The sequence below is a fragment of the Pseudomonas sp. BW16M2 genome, assembly GCF_014268865.1.
Classification (GTDB): Bacteria; Pseudomonadota; Gammaproteobacteria; order Pseudomonadales; family Pseudomonadaceae; genus Aquipseudomonas; species Aquipseudomonas peradeniyensis.
The window spans coordinates 1-17,544 of the sequence record NZ_JABWRI010000022.1 but is presented as its reverse complement, the minus strand read 5'-3'; the positions used below and the strand labels follow the sequence as shown (position 1 = coordinate 17,544).

Sequence of the window (17,544 nt, the reverse complement as noted above, 5' to 3'; positions counted from 1 at the left end):
AGCGTCCTTGATCAAGGCAGGTTGGGGTAGGCCGGCTTGAGCGGGCCGCCGATCTGGCTGTAGTTGTCCACTTCGCCGTCCTCGCTGTCGTAGAGCTGGCGGGCAAGGGCATGCCCGGGCCGGCGGGCCAGGAACGGGATCAGCCAGGCCAGCTTGTAGGGCGCGACGTCGGCCTGGCGCTGGCCCTTGAGCTGGGGCAGGGTGTCTGGAGCGAGCACGCTGCGGGCGGCGAAGGTGGCCAGCTGGTCGAGGGTGCGCTGGTCGTCCTCGCTCCAGGGCAGGCCGTTGGCCCGGGCCGATTCGCCGAGCAGCACCAGCGGCACCAGGGCGTACTGGCTGTAGTTGGCGGCCAGCTTGCTGCGTGCCACTTCCAGCGGCAGGTAGGCTTGGTCGCCATGGCGCACGGCTTGGGCCAGGCCTCGACGCAGGTTGCCGTCGGCCCAGCGGATGAAGTCGTCGCGGTCCACCAGCATGCCGGCGGCGGCCACCGCCCAGGCGGCCCAGTAGTCGTGGTTGTTGAAATAGACCGTGGTGGACTGGCGGCGCGGGTCGTATTCGCGAATCACCTGCTCGCCGAGCTGGGTGAACCAGCGTCGTTGCGCGGGGCTGAGCGGCGCCTTGCCGTCGGCCGCCGCCTGGGTCAGCAGCACCGCGCCGGCCATGGCCGCCAGGGCCCACTTGCGCGCGGCCATGCCGGTGTTGCTGGCGTCCGGGTCGAGCAGGGCACCCGCTTGCGCCCAGCGCTCCAGCCACTGGTCCTGGCAGGCCAGGGCCATGTTGGCCTGCTGCGGCTTGCTGGCGCTCTGGAAGCGCTTGCCGGCCTGGATCAGGCCGCCGACGAACTGCTTGAGCTGCCGGGCGACCCGCTCGCTGTCGGCGTCGGGGCTGGCGCGCAGGGTGGACTTGCTGGCGTCGCGCGGGTCGTACTTGCTTTGCAGGCGCAGGCTGGCGGTGTAGGGCGCTGGCGGCGCCTTGCTGCAGGTCAGGGTGCGGTAGTCGGCGATCATGGCCGATTGCGCGGTGGCGCGGGCGGGCCAGATGGTTTGGGTGGCGTAGGCGTGAGGGGCGAGCAAAACCAGGGCTGCTAAAGTGAGCATGAGTTTCTGGGGGCGCAGCGTGGGAGCGGGCTTGCCCCGCGATGCGGCGTTTGGCACCGGCTCAGCCGGTGATCGCGGGGCAAGCCCGCTCCCACGCTGCCACCCTGTTCCCTGCGTGACAGCGCAGCCCGGAAGGGCTGGGTGATCTCCTACAGGGGTTGCGTGGGTGCTATTCACAGGCACAGGCGGGTCTCCACTTCGGTGGCGGCGGTGCCGGCCTTGGTCGGTTCGAGGAACACCGAGAGCAGGTTGGCGCCGGCGAACTCGGGGGCCTTGCTCAGTTCCAGGTAGTACTGGCCGCCGCTTACGGCCGCCTCGCGGCGGAACCACACCTTGTCGCGGGCGCCATTGTCGTAATAGACGATGAGGTAGAAGTCCTTGACGCTCCTGTCGCTCAGGCGGATATCGAGAAAGCCCTTGGACACGGCCTGCCGGGCGCCGCCGGCATTGCTCAGCAGTTCGATGCGCTCGCCGACCTTGAGTGGCGGACGCCGCAGTTTCGTGCCAAGGATTTCCCTGGACGCCTTGCAGCCGCCGTGTATCGCCGGCACCAACTGGCGGTACATCAACGGCGAATCCAGGCGGTAGTTGGCTGGTAGCTCCCAGACGATCAGCTTGGGCGGCGCCTCGGGCTTGTAGTCGGCGGACAGCAGGTACTCCAGCAGCGAGCCGTCCTCACCCACGCCGGGCAGGGCGTAGTTGAGGACATCCGCCTCCAGGTACTGCTTCAGGTAGCCGTCGAAGTTGAACTGCTTGCTTTCGTCCTCGCGGGCCGCGGCGTTGCTGTCGCCAACCAGGATCACTTCGGGGTCGGGCGCCTCGTCGAACAGGGCGTCGCTGCTGTCGGCCACCGGCACGGTCTGGTAGCCGCGCACGTACTGGAAACCGTAGTTGTTGCCACAGATGTAGCTCAGGGCCAGGTTCAGGGTGCCGTCCTTGGGCACCATCACGCCGGGCTCGGTGCTGTAGCGCTTCCTGGCCAGGCCGTCGTAGAAAGGCTGGCGGCGGATCTCTTCGGCCATCAGTTTGGCCGTCGCCTCGGCGCCGCTCGGGGTCCAGTGGTGGTCGCGGCGGAAGAAGTATTCAGCCTGGGGCGGCTGGCGCACCAGCTGCATCATCGGCGCCACCACCGCGCCGGCCTGGCGCAGCTGCCCCAGGTAGCTGTCGAGGTTGTGGCTGGCGCGCGCAAAGTCGAACCCGTGCAACTGATCGGCGTAGAGCTTGTCGCGGTGCATCAGGCCGCGGGTCGGCTGGATCGCCATGGCCACCTGGATGCCCTGGCGGTGGAACGCGTCCATCAGTCGGGCGAACTCCGGGCGCATGGGCGCGGGAATGCCGAAGTCATTGGTCAGGTCGACCATCGAGCGGAACAGCCAGCGCTCCTTGCCGGGGACGATCTGGCGCATCAGCTTCATGCGCCCTTCGGCATAGTGCTGCGGTTCGGCCAGGGCCGGGCAGACCATGCACTGCAGGTTTTCGCAGCCGGGCCGGGCGGGTTCGGCGGCCTTTGCCTGCACGCCGAGCAGGGCCAGGGTGGCCGCGAGGCCGAGGGGGAGGAGGGTGTTCATGGGCCAGTCATCCTTGCGTGCGGCACGGCGTCACTCGGTCGGGTCGATGCTGTTGGCCAGGCTCAGGCTGCGGTTGCCTGGCAGCAGCACATAGCTGTACGAGCGGCCCTTCTTGAGGAACAGCTCGTCGAAGCTGGCCACTTCCTGGCTGCCGACATAGGCGGCGAAGTCGATCTTGATCTCGTTGACCATGCGCGCGCCGGTCTGGCCGCTGGCCAGGGCCTTGACCACCTCGTGCTTGCCGTCGGCGGTGCGCAGCGTGGCCTGGGCCGGGGTCAGGTTGTAGAAGGCCACCTGGGCCTTCTTCGGCTCGTTGACGTACTGGTCGGCGATCAACTGCAGCTGCTTGCCGTCGTAGACCACGGTGCTGGCGGCGTTGGCCGCCAGGGTCGGTTCGATGGCCTTGGCGCCGATGCCGATCCTGTGCACGCCGGCCGGCACGAAGCGGTAGCCGCTGAGCTGACCGGGGGCGACCTTCTGCGGGTTGAGCTTGCCGCTGAGGGCCACATCAACGTTGTTGTCGGACAGATTGAGCACACGCACGAACGCCGAGTCGGCCGGGGCTACGGCGTCGTACAGGTCGGCATTGCCTTCGGCGGCCAGGGCGGCGTGGCTGGTGGCAGCCAGGGCCAGGGCGGTGAACAGGGGCGAAAGCTTCATCAGGTTCTCCTAGGGACGTCAGAAATGCCCGGGCTGGGCGCTGCGGGCCAGCGCGCCGGGACGGTGGGCCAACAGGGTGCGCAGGGGGAACTCCCAGACCACGGTGTCGATCTGCGGGTTCTGCAACTGGTCGCCGGCGAGGAACTGGTTCATCGCCTCGAACGGCCCGCGGGCCTCCACGGCGATGGACAGCAGGTCGCGGTTGAGCGCCTCCTTGAGGAACCCGACGAAGTTCCAGTCGTCGATCTTGCTGTAGCTGGTGCCCACCAGCAGCAGGCTTTGCGTCTGCTCGGCGAACAGCGCGTCGCTGTCCTGTTCGGCCTGGAGTGTCTCGTACAGCTCGATCGGGTTGGGGCCGAACTGCGGCGCCAGGCGGGCATGGTCGAACTGCAGGTAGTTCATCAGGTCGCCCTTGACCGTCTTGTCGCCGGCCTTGCGTGACACGTACACCTGGTCGCCGAGCAGCTGCGGGCGCTGGCGGGCCAGCTCATAGGCCGACAGGCGCGCGCCGTCCGGGCTCCAGTGGGTGTCGGACTTTAGGAACAGCCGTGGGCCGGCCAGGTTGCGCATGTAGGCGTCGCGCAGCGGCACCACGTCCAGCCGGCGTAGCTGCAGGTCGGCGACGAAGCGGTCGTAGAGGCTGTGCACCCGCGGGTCGAAGGCGTGCGCGGCGTGACTGGCGTAGATATCCAGCTTCATCGGCAGCGGCAGCAGAACCAGGTGCTTGCCGTGCTCGGCCAGTTGCCTTTGGACCTTGACGATCTGCTCCAGCTGGCTCGCCAGGCTGGCGTCCAGGTCGTTGGGCACGCGGTATTCCTGGTTGGTGTAGAGCCAGCCGTCCTTGCCCAGCACCACGCCCTTGGTGCCCTCGTCGAACAGCTGGAACTGGGCGTCGGCCCACAGCCGCTGCGAAGGCTCGCGCAGGAACAGGCGCTGGTCGTAGACCTGTTCGAACTTGCGCAGCAGCTTGCCGTCGACGAACAGGTTCCAGCTGTCGGTCTGGGCGCGGGCGAAGCTCAGCACCGGCGGCAGCGAGTAGACGAACATCGCCGCCAGCGCCAGGGCGAAGACCACACCGTTGGCCTTGCCGGCCGAATTCATCACCGGGTACATGGCACTCTCCTAGAACTGGAAATACAGGAACGGCGAGAACGAACTGGCCGCCAGGCTGCTCAGCGCCAGCAGAAAGCCCCCCCACAGCAGCAGGCTGTGCAGCACGCCGACGTGACGCATGAAGTAGCCTTCCTTGTTGCCGGCGTAGAAGCGCACGTTGTTGATCCCGGCCAGGATCAGCCAGGCGACCGCCACCAGGGCGAAGGCCATGGCCATCTTCGAGGCGCCGAGCACGTAGAGCTCCAGCGAACCGAGACCGTTGAAGCCCAGCAGCGCCTGGTAGATCTGCAGGCTGTGGCGCAGGTCCATGGTGAAGAACAGCGGCATGCTGAGGATGATCAGCAGCGCGGTGCGCAGGTTGCGACCCAGGTGATAGGGCGTGGTGACCTTGGTCGCCAGGTTGAACCTGCGCTCCAGCACCATGCCGATGCCGAAGAACAGCCCCCAGCAGATGAAGGCGAAACTGGCGCCGTGCCACAGGCCCGACAGCAGCATGGTCCACACCAGCGCCGGCAGGGCGCCGGCCACGCGCTTGCGCACCAGCGGCAGGTACACGTAGTCGCGCAGGAAATGCGCCAGGGTCATGTGCCAGCGCGACCAGAACTCGGTGATGCTCTGCGACACATAGGGCTGGTTGAAGTTTTCCGGGAAGCGGAAACCCATCATCAGCGCCAGGCCCAGGGCCATGTGGCTGTAGCCGGCGAAGTCGAAGTACAGCTGCAGGGTTGAGACCACCAGGCCGAACCAGGCATCGCTGAACTGCAGGGTGCCTTCACCGACGAACAGCACGTTGATCGGCGCCAGGCGGTCGGCGATCAGCACCTTCATGATGAAACCGAGCATGAAACGGCACACGCCCAGCGAGAACAGCTCCAGCGAGTGGCTGCGCTGGCGCAGCTGCGGCGCGAGCTGGCTGTAGCGCAGGATCGGCCCCGCCACCAGGTGCGGGAACAGCGCGACGAAGGCGGCGAAGTCGATGAAGCTGCGGGTGGGCGTGGCGTCCTTGCGGTAGATGTCGACGATGTAGCTCAGGGCATGGAACACGTAGAACGAGATGCCCAGCGGCAGGAAGATGTTCTCCAGGGTCCAGGTATTGATGCCCAGCGGCGCCAGCAGCAGGGCCAGCACCTCGGCGCCGAAGTTGGCGTACTTGAAGTAGCCCAGTGTTGCCAGGTTGCCGGCCACGCCGAGCCACAGCAGGCGCAGGGCGCGGCGTTTGTCGCCGGCGTCCAGGCGCGCCTTGATGAGCAGGCCGAAGCCGTAGTTCCAGGCGGTGATGGCGACAAACAGCAGCAAAAAGTCCGGGCGCCACCAGGCGTAGAACACGTAGCTGGCGGCGACGATCACCAGCGAGCGCCACTGCGGCCGGGCCAGGTAGTAGATGGCCAGGAACAGCGGCAGGTAGAGGAACAGGAAGACGTTGGAGGCGAAGATCATGCTGGCCGGTCCTTAGTAGCTGATCACCACGCCGACACTCAGCTGGTAGTCGTCGCCGCTGTCCAGCGCGCTGCCTGCGTTGAGGTAGCTGGCGCTGACCAGGGTGTTGACGTCCAGGTGCTTGCCGTCGAGGGCTACCGGGAACATCTTCCAGTAGTAGTTGAGGTCGATCATCTGGCCGACGTTGTCGCCCTTGCCGTGCCGGCCGGCGTTCAGTTCGCCCTGGCGCCGGGCGCGGGCATCGGCGGCCATGCGGATCGGCAGGGCGCCGCCTTCATCACGCAGGTTGAGCTGGGTCACCCGCAGGTCCAGGGCGCTGCGCGCCGTGGGCCGGGTCTCCAGGGCCAAGCCGTAGTAGCTCAGGTTGCGCAGGTCGAGGGCGACGAACGAACTGGTCAGGCGCGTGCTGTACGAGCCCTGGCGGGTGATGCGGTCGGACTGGATCGGGTTGAGCCGGAAGCCGTCGTTGTCGTCGTCCGGCTTGTCGGTCAGGCCGCCGCGCAGGGCCACGCGCGGGGTCCAGGGCAAGGTCTCGAAACGCTTGCCGACCTCGCCCAGCGCCGCCCAGCCGCGGCTGCCGTGGCCGGTGCTGGTGACGCCGTTGCCGGCGGTGTTGTCCATCGTGCCGTCCAGCGCCGCCAGTTCCAGGTGGTAGTCGCTGGCCAGCGGCAGGTTGTCGCCCTTGAAGAACAAGCCGTAGCGCCAACCCTTGAAGTCGTAGCGGTCGTCGACGTCGTGGCCGCTGCGGTCGTTCTCCTGCATCAGGCGCACGCCGACCTGGTTGTTCGGGCTCCAGCGATAGGCGTACTGGCCCATCAGGTACAGCGTGCGCGCTTCGCTTGCGGCCAGCGAATTGACGTCGGTGTTGTAGTTGCGAAATTTCTGTCCGACCGCGACGAAGGCATCGCTGAAGGTGTCCTGGTAGTTGAAGCGCAGCGACTCCAGGCTGTCGTCCCACCAGATGCCGTAGTCGTCGTAGAACCGTTGGCGACCGAACGACAGCGAGAAACGCGGGTCGTCGCCGATCAGGTTGCGCTTGACGTACAGCTCGCGCAGCTCGGCGTACCAGCCCTCGGGTTGCTCGCGTTCATTGTTGTTGGTCGACTCGTTGGCCAGGTTGCTCGATTGGCTGGAGTCGTAGTTCAGCCACAGGCGGCCGTAGACCATCCATCTGGCCCAGCGTTTTTCCGGCGAGTACCAGGCGAACGACGGCTCGTAGCGCAGGCTGTAGAAGCTTTCGCGGTCGCGGCCGACCTGGGAGTCTGCCGGCCCGTAGCCGGTCTGCACGGTGAGCTTGTTGAAGAACTCCGAGGTGATCACCGGCTCGCTGCCGTCAACGGCCGCGACGCGCACCGGCGCGCTGCTGTCGGCCTCGGGGCCGGTGACTTCCTCGCCCGCCAGCGCCGCCAGGGGCGCCAGGGCGAGCAGGGCGCCGAGCAGGGATGGATGGGCTTTCACAGGGTGGCCTCCTTCAACAGATCGTTGCGCGCGGCCAGGGCGCGCTCGATGTCATCCTTGGGCAAGGTCTTGTCCAGCCGCTTGATCAGGCCACGGGCGCGGGTCTCGCCCAGGTCGAGGGCGATGCGCGCATAGGTGTAGGCCTTGACCGGGTCGTGGCAGATGGCCCGGCCGCGCAGGTGCACGGTGGCCATGCGGTACCAGGCCGCGGTCGAGCCCTGCTCGGCCTGTTGCTGCCAGATGGCCAGGGCGCGTTCCTGGTCGGGCTGGTCGAGGCCGCCCTTGCTGTACAGGTCGCCCAGCAGCAGCTGCGCGTCGGGGTAATGGGCGGCGATCAGTTCGTCGATCAGCGCCTGGGACTTTTGCGGATCCAGGGTCAGCCAGTTGTTGACCATGTAGAACGCCGCGTCCAGTGCCTTGGCCCGGGTCGGGTCCTTGGTCCGCACCTGGGCGATCAGCGCCTGGGTCTGCTCGGCGTTGTGCTCGGTGGGGTTGGAAATCATGAAGTTGGCCTTGGACACCTGTGCCGGCAGGTAGCCACGGGCGACGGCGTTGTCCAGCCAGCGCTGGGCCTCGGCGATGCCGTCGGCGCGCAGCTGGTCGTTGGCCTTGTCGCGGGCCAGTTGCTCGGGCGTCGGCTCGACCTTGGGGCCCATGGCGCGGCTCTGGCGCTGCTCGCGCTCGGCGTCCAGCTCGGCGCGGGTGGTGCCATGGATGCTGTCCAGCAGCGCGCCGATGCGCTGCACCACCTCCACCGGCAGGCTGGCCATCTCCGGCTCCAGGCTGCGGGCGAAGGCGAGGAAGGCTGGGTCCTGGCGCTCGCCGAGGAAGCGGTAGTAGCGCTCGATGCCACGCGGGTCGATGCGTGCCGCCTGCCGGTACCAGCGCTCGGCGGCGGCGCGGTCGCCCTGGCGCTCGGCGACCACGGCGCGGTACAGCTCAGGACGGCAGTTGAGCAGGCAGCTCTGTTCGTACAGCGCCAGCAGTTCAGCGGCGCGCTCGCCGGGGAACAGCTGCGGATACACCAGGAACACCTCCAGGCTGGTGCTGGTGCTGCGCGGATCACGGTCGTTGGGGTAGCGGGCCAGGGCCTGGCGCACCCATGCTTCGTGACTGCGCTGCAGGCGCGGGGTGCGGTCGAGCAGGCGCGCCAGCGAGGCCAGCGCCGGGATCTGGCCGTGGCCGTCGGCGAAGGCCTCCTGGTACAGGCTCACGATATCCTGACGGTTGGCACTGTCGCTGTTGGCCAGCACATCGCCGAGCAGCTGCTTGGAGGCCAGGTCGCCGCGCTCGGCGAGGGCACGCAGGTCGCTCGTGACGTCGGCGCTCGGGTCCTTGTACAGCGCGTAGCGGATCTGCTCCAGGCTCTGCCCGGCCCAGCCGCTGCCGGCCCAGGCCAGGCCGAGGCCGGCCAGCAACAGGCGCGGGGCGTTCTTGGCGTTCATGAGCGGCCCTCAGTTGCCGCTGCCGAACGGCAGGCCCAGGTACAGGTCGACCGCCACGGCCTTCTGGTAGGCCGCCGCCGGCAGCGGGCTGTCCGGCTGGATGGTCAGCGCCAGGTTGTGGTTCAGCTCGTCGGAGCGGGCGTCCACCACCGTGCCGCTGAAGTGTTGGTCGAGGCCGAACACCTGCATGTCCACCGAGCGCACGCGGCTGACATCGGCGAGCTTGTCGAACGGCACGTTGGCGCGCACGAACAAGCCCTCGTTCTTCGGCAGCAGGTGCATCATCGGCGCGGCCTTGTAGCCATAGCCGTCCAGCGGCGGCGACGGGTACCAGACCTGGCAGTCGCACGGGCTGTTGATCACCGTCTCGACGCTGGCGCGGCCCAGCAGCGCCTGCAGGTCGCCCGGGGCGAGGTCGGCCAGGGCCTTCATGTCCGCCGGGCTGGTGAAGCTGGTGGCCAGCTGGGTGGAGATGTTCGCCAGCGGCTGGCCGGCCTGCACCTCGCTGGCGCCGGCCGGAAGCAGGTACTTCACGTAGCCGTTGTCCGGCATGCTGATGACCTGGGCATTGCCGGCCACCGTGGCCTGCAGCGCCGGAACACGGAAGAACAGCAGGTAGCCCTTGTAGCCGACGAAGCCCAGGGCGGCGAGGCCGGCGGCGGCGTACAGCGCGGTGCCGGCCACGGCCTTGAGGCGCTCGGCCGGGGTGCGGGCGCTGGCCTGCTGGTGCTTGCGCGCCTTGATGTAGTTCTCGCGCTGCATCACGTTGAACAGGCCGTTGATGTCGGCGACTTCGCCCGAAAGGTAGGCGCTGATCAGGTAGCGCAGGATGTCGCGCTTCTGCGCGTCGAGGTCGACGAACTGCGCGCCGACCTCCTTGCCGCGCTGGGAGACGATGCGCACCTTGCCGTCGATCGACAGGTCCACCTGGTTCAGGCGCAGCTGGATCGAGGCGTCGTACAGCGCGCCGACAGTCAGCGGCGCCTCGTGCAGCAGGCCGATGCCGCCCAGCGAGATGTCGGCAAGGTCGGCCTCGAACGGTTCGCGTCCGGCGCCGGACAGGCGCACCCGGGCGTGCATGCGGGTGCGCACGTACTGACGCTCGTCGATGGCCTCGTGGACGATGTTGGCCGCGGTCTTGCCCGGGGCCGCCGGGGTATTCGAAGTACTCATGTGCAGGCGCCTTTCCTTAACGTTGCGTGAGTTCCAGGAGAACGGTGATGACCCCGAAGAAGATGGCGATCGAGGAGCACAGCATCGCCTTCGAGGACCAGCGGTTGAGGCTGGCGTCGAAGTCGACGCTGCCGGTGGCCAGGGTGGTCTTCTGCCGCGTCCAGCGTTGCTGGTCCATGTGGAACATCGCGTAGACCTTCATCAGCGAACCGACGATCTGGTTGTAATAGAGAACGAACGGGTACATCGGGCTGACCGGGTGCCCGGCGAAGACGAACAGCACCGTCACCAGGCTGCGTGAGACCAGCACCCAGAACAGGTACACCAGCAGGTACTGGATGCCGAACACCAGGCCGGCCAGCACCGAGGCGGTCAGGCCCATCAGGCAGGTCCACATCGACACCCGCTGGTCGAGCAGCACGTACAGGGTGAACAGCCCCAGGCGCGCGCGGCCGAGCAGGGCGGTGGCGCGAAAGTTCTGCCGCAGCGAGTTGCCGTACCAGCGGAACATCAGCTGGCGGGTGGCCACCCAGAAACTGTCGCTGGGCGGGTGCTCGACGGTCAGGGTATGGCTGTCGGGCACGTAGAAGGTGTCCCAGCCGGCGCGCATCAGGCTCAGCCAGCTCGACTTGTCGTCGCCGGTGAGGAACTGGAAGCGGCCCAGGCGCCAGTGCTCGAGAAAATCCGCCTCGACGTCGCGGATGAAGCCCGGGTCGGTCATCACCCCGGCGCGGAAGAACGACAGCCGGCCGGTGAGGGTCAGCACCCGGTGCGACAGGGCCATCGAGCACATGTTGATGTGCCGCTGGACGAAACGCATCGAGTGCCACTGGCGCATCCAGCGGCTGCCCTCGACCTCGCAGAACTCGTTGGTGGTCAGGCCGCCGACGTCGGGCAGCACGGCGAACAGCTTGACCGCCCGCTCGACGCAGCCGGGCAGCATCATGGTGTCGCCGTCGACCACGCCGACCACCGCGTCGTCCAGCGGCATCTGCCGCGACAGCGCGCGGAAGGCGTGGGCCAGGCCGTCGCGCTTGCCGGTGCCGCGGGCGCGGACGATCACCAGGCCGATATCGTCGCGGCCCCGCACCTCGTCGCGCATGATGTCCTTGATGAACTGCTCGTCGCCCTTCTCGACGATCGAGGCGATCACCGTGCACGGCACCTTGAGCCGTTGCACCTCCTGGAACACCGACTGGTACACCTTGAAGGTGGTGTGGGTGGGGATGCGAAAACTGGTCACCACCATGAACATGTGCGACGGCAAGGCCGCGTCACCCAGGCGTTCGACCCGGCGGCGCAGGCGCGGGAAGCGCCAGTGCAAAAAGTACATGCCACGCAGGTAGTGGACGATGGCGTTGCCGTAGCGCCACATGCCCAGGGTGCCGATGATGAAGATGAACTGGTGGTGGCTGGGGTCCAGGTACTGTGGCGCGACCATCTGCGCGGCCAGGGCGATCAGCCCGGCGAGCAGTGCCCAGGCGCAGAAGGCGGCCGCCGCGCGCATGTACGCCGGGGCCGCGAAAGGCCGCTGTTGCTGTCGTTCCATGGCGTTGTAGCTCCTTGAGTCGGGGCCCGCCGTGACGGCGGGCGGCGGCGTGCCTTACCAGCAGATGCCGTGGCGTTGGGCGTCGCTGCTGCCGGCCATGAAGCCGACCAGGTCGATCACCTGCTTGCCGTTGCCGACGTCCAGGGCCTGGACGAAGCGCTCGTCGTTGTTGCCCAGCACGATCACCTCGGCCTCGTCGATCACCTGCTGCAGGTCGCTGCGCAGCAGGGCGCTGACGTGGGGGATCTGTTGCTCGATGTACTGGCGATTGGCGCCGAACTGACGGGCGTGGTCGACGTTGGCGTCGAAGATGCGCAGGTCGTAGCCCTTGCCGATCAGTTGCTCGGCAAGGGTCACCAGCGGGCTTTCGCGCAGGTCGTCGCTGTTGGCCTTGAAGGCCAGCCCGAGCAGGGCGATGCGGCGCTTGCCGGCCCGGGTCACCAGGTCGAAGGCGTTCTGTACCTGGTTGCGATTGCTGTCCATGATCGAGGCCAGCAGCGGGTGCGCCACGTCCAGCTGGCTGGCGCGGTAGGTGAGGGCGCGCACGTCCTTGGGCAGGCACGAGCCGCCGAAGGCGAAGCCCGGGCGCAGGTAGTAGCGCGACAGGTTGAGCTTGTAGTCCTGGCAGACCACGTCCATCACCTCGCGGCCGTCGACCCCCGAGGCCTTGGCGATGTTGCCGATCTCGTTGGCGAAGCTGACCTTGGTGGCGTGCCAGACGTTGCAGGTGTACTTGATCAGCTCGGCGACCTCGATCGACTTGCGGATCACCGGGGCGTCGAGGCCTTCGTACAGCGCGGCGAGCAGGTCGCCCGAACGGCTGTCGAGTTCGCCGATCACGGTCATGGCCGGGAAGTCGTAGTCCTGGATCGCCGTGCTCTCGCGCAGGAATTCCGGGTTGACCGCCACGCCGAAATCGCGACCGGCCTGCTTGCCCGAAGCCTGCTCGAGGAGCGGGATGACCACGTTCTTCACCGTGCCCGGCAGCACCGTGCTGCGCACCACCACGGTATGGCGGCTGGCCTTGTCGCGCAGGGCCGCGCCGATCTCCCGGCACACCGCTTCCATGTACACCAGGTCGAGGTCGCCGTTGGCCTTGCTCGGCGTGCCGACGCACAGCAGCGACAGCTCGGTGGCCAGGATCGCCGCCTGGACATCGGTGGTGCCGCGCAGGCGGCCCTGGCGCACGCCGTCGAGTAGCAGCTGTTCCAGGCCCGGCTCGACGATGGGCGAGCGGCCCTGGTTGATCATGTCGATCTTCGCCTGGGCGACGTCCACCCCCAGTACCTGGTGTCCGCGTGCCGACAGGCAGCCGGCGCAGACCGCCCCCACATAGCCAAGTCCGAAGATACTGATGTTCATAGATCCCTCTCCCCAGGCGCGGCGCAAGGCCGGCCGAGATACTCAGTTCAGAAGTTTTGAAAATGCCAGACGCGCAGGATCAGGCCGCGCTAGATATATAGCGATGCAGGCTGTTTCTTGGTGGTCTTTTTACATCCTAAGGAGTTTTCTGATAGTTCGGCAAGCTTTGTTGTGTTGTTGTTTTGATAAATTCTAAATGCGCTGTGAGAAAGTTAAAAACTACTTGAAAAACAACGAGTTAAAGTTAGATAAAAGTTAGGCGTCAAAAAATCGATATGCTTGTTTGTGCCGATAAAATGACGCCAAAATGGCGCTTTTCGCCACGTTTTCAGCCGTTTCAGTCGCGCTTAGATGTGCGCTTTTTTACTGACTTGGGTGGTCTTTCTGATTCTTGGAAGTGCTATTTTCGTCTGTCGTCGGGCGCTTCCATGTCCCCCAGCCGTCCGACCGTGGCGCAATGATGGCTTGCAAGGATTGGATCCAATTGGCATAGTGCCGGACGACTGCGCAAGCATTCACTCGGGTGCGGGATGCACCCTTCTTCCATTCATGCAAAGGAGGCAAGCAGATGAACGGATTCGGTCCGCGACTCAGAGAAGAGCGCGAACGCCTGGGGTTGACCCAGCGTATCTTTGGCGACATCGGCGGGGTCGAGCCCAACGCCCAGGGCAAATACGAGAGCGGCGAACGCACGCCGCGCATGGACTACCTCGCGGCAGTCGCCAGCAAGGGCGTCGATGCGCTCTATGTGCTGAGCGGCGTGCACACCCCCGCGCCCTTGGACAGCCTCACGTCCGACGAAAACCGTCTGCTCGACGCGTTCCGCCGCCTGCCCTCGGCCGACCAGGCCGCGGTCTGGCACCTGCTCAACCGCCTGGCAGGCGAAGAGGGCGGGGCGCAAGTGCTGCGTATTCGGCGGCCTGACCGGCAGGCATATTTCCATGACGCTTTGCGCTAGGTTCGTTGTGAAAAATTTTGTTAAGGTGGCGGGATCCAATCGCCCCACTGACGAGGTGTCTGCTTGATTAGGGTCCTGGTGGTCGACGATCACGATCTGGTGCGTACCGGCATCACACGCATGCTGGCCGACATCGACGGGCTGCAGGTGGTGGGGGAGGCGGACTCTGGCGAGTCCGCCCTCAAGCTGGCCCGCGAGCTCAAGCCGGACGTGGTCCTGATGGACGTGAAGATGCCAGGGATCGGTGGTCTGGAAGCCACGCGCAAGCTGTTGCGCAGCCATCCGGACATCAAGGTGGTCGCGGTGACCGTGTGCGAGGAAGACCCGTTCCCCACCCGCCTGTTGCAGGCGGGGGCCGCGGGCTATCTCACCAAGGGCGCCGGGCTCGACGAAATGGTCCAGGCGATCCGCCTGGCCTTCGCCGGCCAGCGCTACATCAGCCCGCAGATTGCCCAGCAGCTGGCGCTCAAGTCGTTCCAGCCCCAGGGCTCGCCGTTCGACGCGCTGTCCGAGCGGGAAATCCAGATTGCGCTGATGATCGTCGGCTGCCAGAAGGTGCAGATCATCTCTGACAAGTTGTGTCTGTCCCCCAAGACCGTCAATACTTACCGTTATCGAATCTTCGAAAAACTCTCGGTCACCAGCGACGTCGAACTGACCTTGCTGGCCGTCCGCCACGGTATGGTCGACGCAAGTCTGTAAGCACACCTCATGTCACAACCTTTTGATGCAAGCGCGTTCCTGGCGACCTGCAGCGGTCGCCCGGGCGTGTACCGGATGTTCGACGCCGAGGCCCGGCTGCTGTACGTGGGCAAGGCCAAGAACCTCAAGAAGCGCCTGGCCAGCTATTTTCGCAAGACCGGGCTGGCGCCGAAGACGGCTGCCCTGGTGGGGCGCATCGCCCAGGTCGAAACCACCATCACCGCCAACGAGACCGAGGCGCTGCTGCTCGAGCAGACGCTGATCAAGGAATGGCGGCCGCCCTACAACATCCTGCTGCGCGACGATAAGTCCTACCCGTACGTGTTCCTGTCCGACGGCGAATTCCCGCGCCTGGGCATCCACCGCGGCGCGAAGAAGGCCAAGGGCCGCTATTTCGGCCCGTACCCCAGCGCCGGTGCCATCCGCGAGAGCCTGAGCCTGTTGCAGAAGGCGTTCTCGGTGCGCCAGTGCGAGGACAGCTACTACGCCAACCGCACCCGCCCGTGCCTGCAGTACCAGATCAAGCGCTGCAAGGGACCGTGCGTGGGGCTGGTCGCCGCCGAGGAATACGCCGAGGACGTGCGCCACTCGGTGATGTTCCTCGAAGGCCGCAGCCAGCAGCTGGGCAACGAGCTCAGCGCCGAGATGGAAAAGGCCGCCATGGCCCTGAACTTCGAGAAGGCCGCCGAGCTGCGCGACCAGATCGCCCTGCTGCGCCGGGTCCAGGACCAGCAGTACATGGAGGGCGGCTCCGGCGACGTCGACGTGGTGGCGGCCTTCGTCAACCCGGGCGGCGCCTGCGTGCACCTGATCAGCGTGCGTGGCGGCCGGGTGCTGGGCAGCAAGAACTTCTTCCCCCAGGTGGGCATCGAGGAGGAGGTGGCCGAAGTCATGGCCGCGTTCCTCTCCCAGTACTACCTGGGCAACGCCGAGCGCGAGCTGCCGGGCGAGCTGATCGTCAACGTGGTGCACGACGACTTCGCCGCCATCAGCGAGGCGCTGCAGACCCTGCGCGGCCGCGAGATCAGCATCAGCCACCGGGTGCGCGGCACCCGCGCGCGCTGGCAGCAGTTGGCGGTGACCAACGCCGAGCAGGCCCTAAACGCCCGCCTGGCCAACCGCCAGCACATGGCCGCGCGCTTCGAGGCGCTGGCCCAGGTGCTCGACCTGGACGAGGTACCGCAGCGCCTGGAGTGCTACGACATCAGCCACTCCAGCGGCGAAGCCACCGTGGCCAGCTGCGTGGTGTTCGGCCCCGAAGGCCCGCTCAAGTCCGACTACCGCCGCTTCAACATCGAAGGCGTCACCGCTGGCGATGACTACGCGGCCATGCACCAGGCCTTGCAGCGCCGTTATGGGCGGATCAAGGACGGCGAGGGCAAGCTACCTGACGTGCTGCTGGTGGACGGCGGCAAGGGCCAGTTGAACATGGCCCGCGACGTGATGCAGGAACTGGGCTTTGCTGACCTGACGCTGCTGGGCGTGGCCAAGGGCGTGACTCGCAAGGCCGGTTTCGAGACCCTGTACCTGAACGACGTGGCCCACGAGTTCACCCTCAAGGGCGACTCGCCGGCCTTGCACCTGATCCAGCAGATCCGCGACGAAGCCCACCGCTTCGCCATCACCGGCCACCGCGCCCGGCGCGGCAAGGCCCGGCGCACCTCGAGCCTGGAGGACGTCGCCGGGGTCGGCCCCAAGCGCCGTCGCGACCTGCTGAAACATTTCGGCGGCCTGCAGGAGCTCAACCGCGCCAGTGTCGACGAGATCGCCAAAGCCCCCGGCATCAGTAAAAAGCTTGCCGAGTCGATTTATGCCAGCCTGCATAGCGAGTAGAATGCCGGGTTCAACTCGCAGCCAGTCGTACCGATGAATATTCCAAACCTGCTCACCGTTCTACGCGTCCTGCTCATCCCGATCTTCATCCTGCTGTTCTATGTGCCCTATCACTGGAGCTATATGGCCGCCAGCACGGTGTTCGCCATCGCCGCCGCCACCGACTGGCTCGACGGCTACCTGGCGCGTCGGTTGCAGCAGAGCACCCCGTTCGGCGCCTTCCTCGACCCGGTGGCCGACAAGCTGATGGTCGCCGTGGCCCTGGTCCTGCTGGTGCAGGTGCACGCCAACTTCTGGCTGACGCTGCCGGCGGCGGTGATCATTGGCCGCGAGATCGTCGTCTCGGCGCTGCGCGAGTGGATGGCCGAGCTCGGCGCCCGCGCCCACGTGGCGGTGTCGAACCTGGGCAAGTGGAAGACCGCCGCGCAGATGCTGGCGCTGGTGATCCTGCTGGCCAACCCGCCGCTGCTGACCTTCTGGGTGGTGCTGGGCTATGGGCTGCTGGTGGCGGCGGCGGGCCTGACCCTGATCTCGATGGTGCACTACCTGCTGGCCGCCTGGCCGCACCTGCGCGAAGGTTCGGAGCAGAAGTAAAAGTTTTTTTGAATCAAGGGGTTGACGCCGTTCTGGAAATCGCTAGAATGGCACCCATCACGACGCGGGAATAGCTCAGTTGGTAGAGCACGACCTTGCCAAGGTCGGGGTCGCGAGTTCGAGTCTCGTTTCCCGCTCCAAATTCGATCCGCAGTGCGTCGCTGGGATCACAAAGAAGAGGCCAAAAGGCCTCTTTTTTTGTGCCTGGGATTTGGTGGTTGCAGGTTCATTTTAGTATTTGGGCCGGCCACAGTGGGCATCTGATTGTGGCCGGGTTATCTGTTCTCGCTGGCAGTCTCCCTCTTCACACGCAGGGTGCATGCGTGGCGTCCGTCATGATGATGCTCGGCGACTCTAGCTAGCCCTATTCGATCAGCCAGGCGGGTTCACCTTCTATCAGTGTCCCGCCGTGGCTTGTCTTGTCTCCCTGGCGCGCCGCAGGACTGCCCTCAATGAGCGTATGCGCGGCACCGGTCTCGATGACCGCACCGCAGCTGAGCTCATCCCCCATGCGTGCAATTGCACGACCATTCACTGTGGCATTGGCCGCGCCACTGATGACAGTGCCTTCCCCGTGGAGAGGGCAAAGGTGGCG

General features: G+C 66.4%; 15 protein-coding genes and 1 tRNA gene. 5 read left to right on the top strand and 11 right to left on the bottom strand.

The window, feature by feature from the left end; translation table 11 throughout:
* Positions 1-11: 11 nt before the first annotated feature.
* From HU735_RS18660 to HU735_RS18615, 10 genes are all read right to left on the bottom strand, one after another.
* Entirely contained in the window at positions 12-1,097 is a 1,086-nt protein-coding gene (locus HU735_RS18660; RefSeq protein WP_186714707.1) for a polysaccharide lyase, read from the bottom strand.
* A gap of 173 nt (positions 1,098-1,270) precedes the next feature.
* Positions 1,271-2,665, bottom strand: a complete 1,395-nt coding sequence (locus tag HU735_RS18655; protein ID WP_186714706.1) for an alginate biosynthesis protein AlgX — start codon at positions 2,663-2,665, stop codon at positions 1,271-1,273.
* Between the two features lie 30 nt (positions 2,666-2,695).
* Entirely contained in the window at positions 2,696-3,325 is a 630-nt protein-coding gene (locus HU735_RS18650) for an alginate O-acetyltransferase AlgF (RefSeq protein ID WP_186714705.1), read from the bottom strand.
* Positions 3,326-3,343: 18 nt separating this feature from the next.
* The gene (locus HU735_RS18645; RefSeq protein ID WP_186714704.1) at positions 3,344-4,438 is read right to left on the bottom strand and encodes an alginate O-acetyltransferase; all 1,095 of its coding nucleotides are present in this window, start codon (positions 4,436-4,438) and stop codon (positions 3,344-3,346) included.
* Positions 4,439-4,447: 9 nt separating this feature from the next.
* Entirely contained in the window at positions 4,448-5,875 is a 1,428-nt protein-coding gene (locus tag HU735_RS18640) for an MBOAT family O-acyltransferase (RefSeq protein WP_062574494.1), read from the bottom strand.
* A gap of 12 nt (positions 5,876-5,887) precedes the next feature.
* On the bottom strand, positions 5,888-7,333 hold the full coding sequence (locus tag HU735_RS18635) for an alginate export family protein (protein ID WP_186714703.1): 1,446 nt from the start codon (positions 7,331-7,333) through the stop codon (positions 5,888-5,890).
* A complete protein-coding gene (locus HU735_RS18630) occupies positions 7,330-8,778 on the bottom strand; it encodes a sel1 repeat family protein (RefSeq protein ID WP_186714702.1) in 1,449 nt (482 codons plus the stop codon). Before HU735_RS18630 ends, HU735_RS18635 begins: the two co-directional genes overlap by 4 nt.
* Before the next feature lie 9 nt (positions 8,779-8,787).
* Entirely contained in the window at positions 8,788-9,951 is a 1,164-nt protein-coding gene (locus tag HU735_RS18625; RefSeq protein ID WP_186714701.1) for a PilZ domain-containing protein, read from the bottom strand.
* Positions 9,952-9,967: 16 nt separating this feature from the next.
* Positions 9,968-11,500, bottom strand: coding sequence for a glycosyltransferase (locus HU735_RS18620; RefSeq protein WP_238349847.1), 1,533 nt, complete (start codon positions 11,498-11,500; stop codon positions 9,968-9,970).
* A gap of 54 nt (positions 11,501-11,554) precedes the next feature.
* Positions 11,555-12,862, bottom strand: a complete 1,308-nt coding sequence (locus HU735_RS18615) for a UDP-glucose/GDP-mannose dehydrogenase family protein (protein WP_096049868.1) — start codon at positions 12,860-12,862, stop codon at positions 11,555-11,557.
* A 568-nt stretch (positions 12,863-13,430) separates the two neighbouring features.
* On the opposite strand from HU735_RS18615, the gene HU735_RS18610 reads away from it, so the two are divergent.
* The 5 genes from HU735_RS18610 (at position 13,431) to HU735_RS18590 (ending at position 17,089) form a co-directional block, all read left to right on the top strand.
* Positions 13,431-13,820 (top strand): helix-turn-helix domain-containing protein, encoded by a 390-nt coding sequence (locus HU735_RS18610; RefSeq protein WP_028692527.1) that lies wholly within the window; start codon positions 13,431-13,433, stop codon positions 13,818-13,820.
* A 63-nt stretch (positions 13,821-13,883) separates the two neighbouring features.
* On the top strand, positions 13,884-14,522 hold the full coding sequence (gene uvrY, locus HU735_RS18605; RefSeq protein WP_028692526.1) for a UvrY/SirA/GacA family response regulator transcription factor: 639 nt from the start codon (positions 13,884-13,886) through the stop codon (positions 14,520-14,522).
* A gap of 9 nt (positions 14,523-14,531) precedes the next feature.
* Positions 14,532-16,355: an excinuclease ABC subunit UvrC gene (gene uvrC / locus HU735_RS18600; protein WP_050704747.1), complete on the top strand. Its 1,824-nt coding sequence runs from the start codon at positions 14,532-14,534 to the stop codon at positions 16,353-16,355.
* A gap of 33 nt (positions 16,356-16,388) precedes the next feature.
* A complete protein-coding gene (gene pgsA / locus HU735_RS18595) occupies positions 16,389-16,949 on the top strand; it encodes a CDP-diacylglycerol--glycerol-3-phosphate 3-phosphatidyltransferase (RefSeq protein WP_186714700.1) in 561 nt (186 codons plus the stop codon).
* A 64-nt stretch (positions 16,950-17,013) separates the two neighbouring features.
* Positions 17,014-17,089: transfer RNA gene (locus HU735_RS18590), tRNA-Gly, on the top strand.
* A 224-nt stretch (positions 17,090-17,313) separates the two neighbouring features.
* Here HU735_RS18590 and HU735_RS18585 read toward each other — a convergent pair.
* Positions 17,314-17,544, bottom strand: a 231-nt coding sequence (locus HU735_RS18585) for a PAAR domain-containing protein (RefSeq protein ID WP_186714699.1), incomplete at its 5' end; no start/stop codon positions are given.

What these genes read in the sequence shown, in the direction of transcription:
- HU735_RS18660 (WP_186714707.1), bottom strand. Translation starts at nt 1,097, where the DNA reads ATGCTCACTTTAGCAGCCCTGGTTTTGCTCGCCCCTCACGCCTACGCC.
- HU735_RS18655 (WP_186714706.1), bottom strand. Translation starts at nt 2,665, where the DNA reads ATGAACACCCTCCTCCCCCTCGGCCTCGCGGCCACCCTGGCCCTGCTC.
- HU735_RS18650 (WP_186714705.1), bottom strand. Translation starts at nt 3,325, where the DNA reads ATGAAGCTTTCGCCCCTGTTCACCGCCCTGGCCCTGGCTGCCACCAGC.
- HU735_RS18645 (WP_186714704.1), bottom strand. Translation starts at nt 4,438, where the DNA reads ATGTACCCGGTGATGAATTCGGCCGGCAAGGCCAACGGTGTGGTCTTC.
- HU735_RS18640 (WP_062574494.1), bottom strand. Translation starts at nt 5,875, where the DNA reads ATGATCTTCGCCTCCAACGTCTTCCTGTTCCTCTACCTGCCGCTGTTC.
- HU735_RS18630 (WP_186714702.1), bottom strand. Translation starts at nt 8,778, where the DNA reads ATGAACGCCAAGAACGCCCCGCGCCTGTTGCTGGCCGGCCTCGGCCTG.
- HU735_RS18625 (WP_186714701.1), bottom strand. Translation starts at nt 9,951, where the DNA reads ATGAGTACTTCGAATACCCCGGCGGCCCCGGGCAAGACCGCGGCCAAC.
- HU735_RS18620 (WP_238349847.1), bottom strand. Translation starts at nt 11,500, where the DNA reads ATGGAACGACAGCAACAGCGGCCTTTCGCGGCCCCGGCGTACATGCGC.
- HU735_RS18615 (WP_096049868.1), bottom strand. Translation starts at nt 12,862, where the DNA reads ATGAACATCAGTATCTTCGGACTTGGCTATGTGGGGGCGGTCTGCGCC.
- HU735_RS18610 (WP_028692527.1), top strand. Translation starts at nt 13,431, where the DNA reads ATGAACGGATTCGGTCCGCGACTCAGAGAAGAGCGCGAACGCCTGGGG.
- uvrC (WP_050704747.1), top strand. Translation starts at nt 14,532, where the DNA reads ATGTCACAACCTTTTGATGCAAGCGCGTTCCTGGCGACCTGCAGCGGT.
- pgsA (WP_186714700.1), top strand. Translation starts at nt 16,389, where the DNA reads ATGAATATTCCAAACCTGCTCACCGTTCTACGCGTCCTGCTCATCCCG.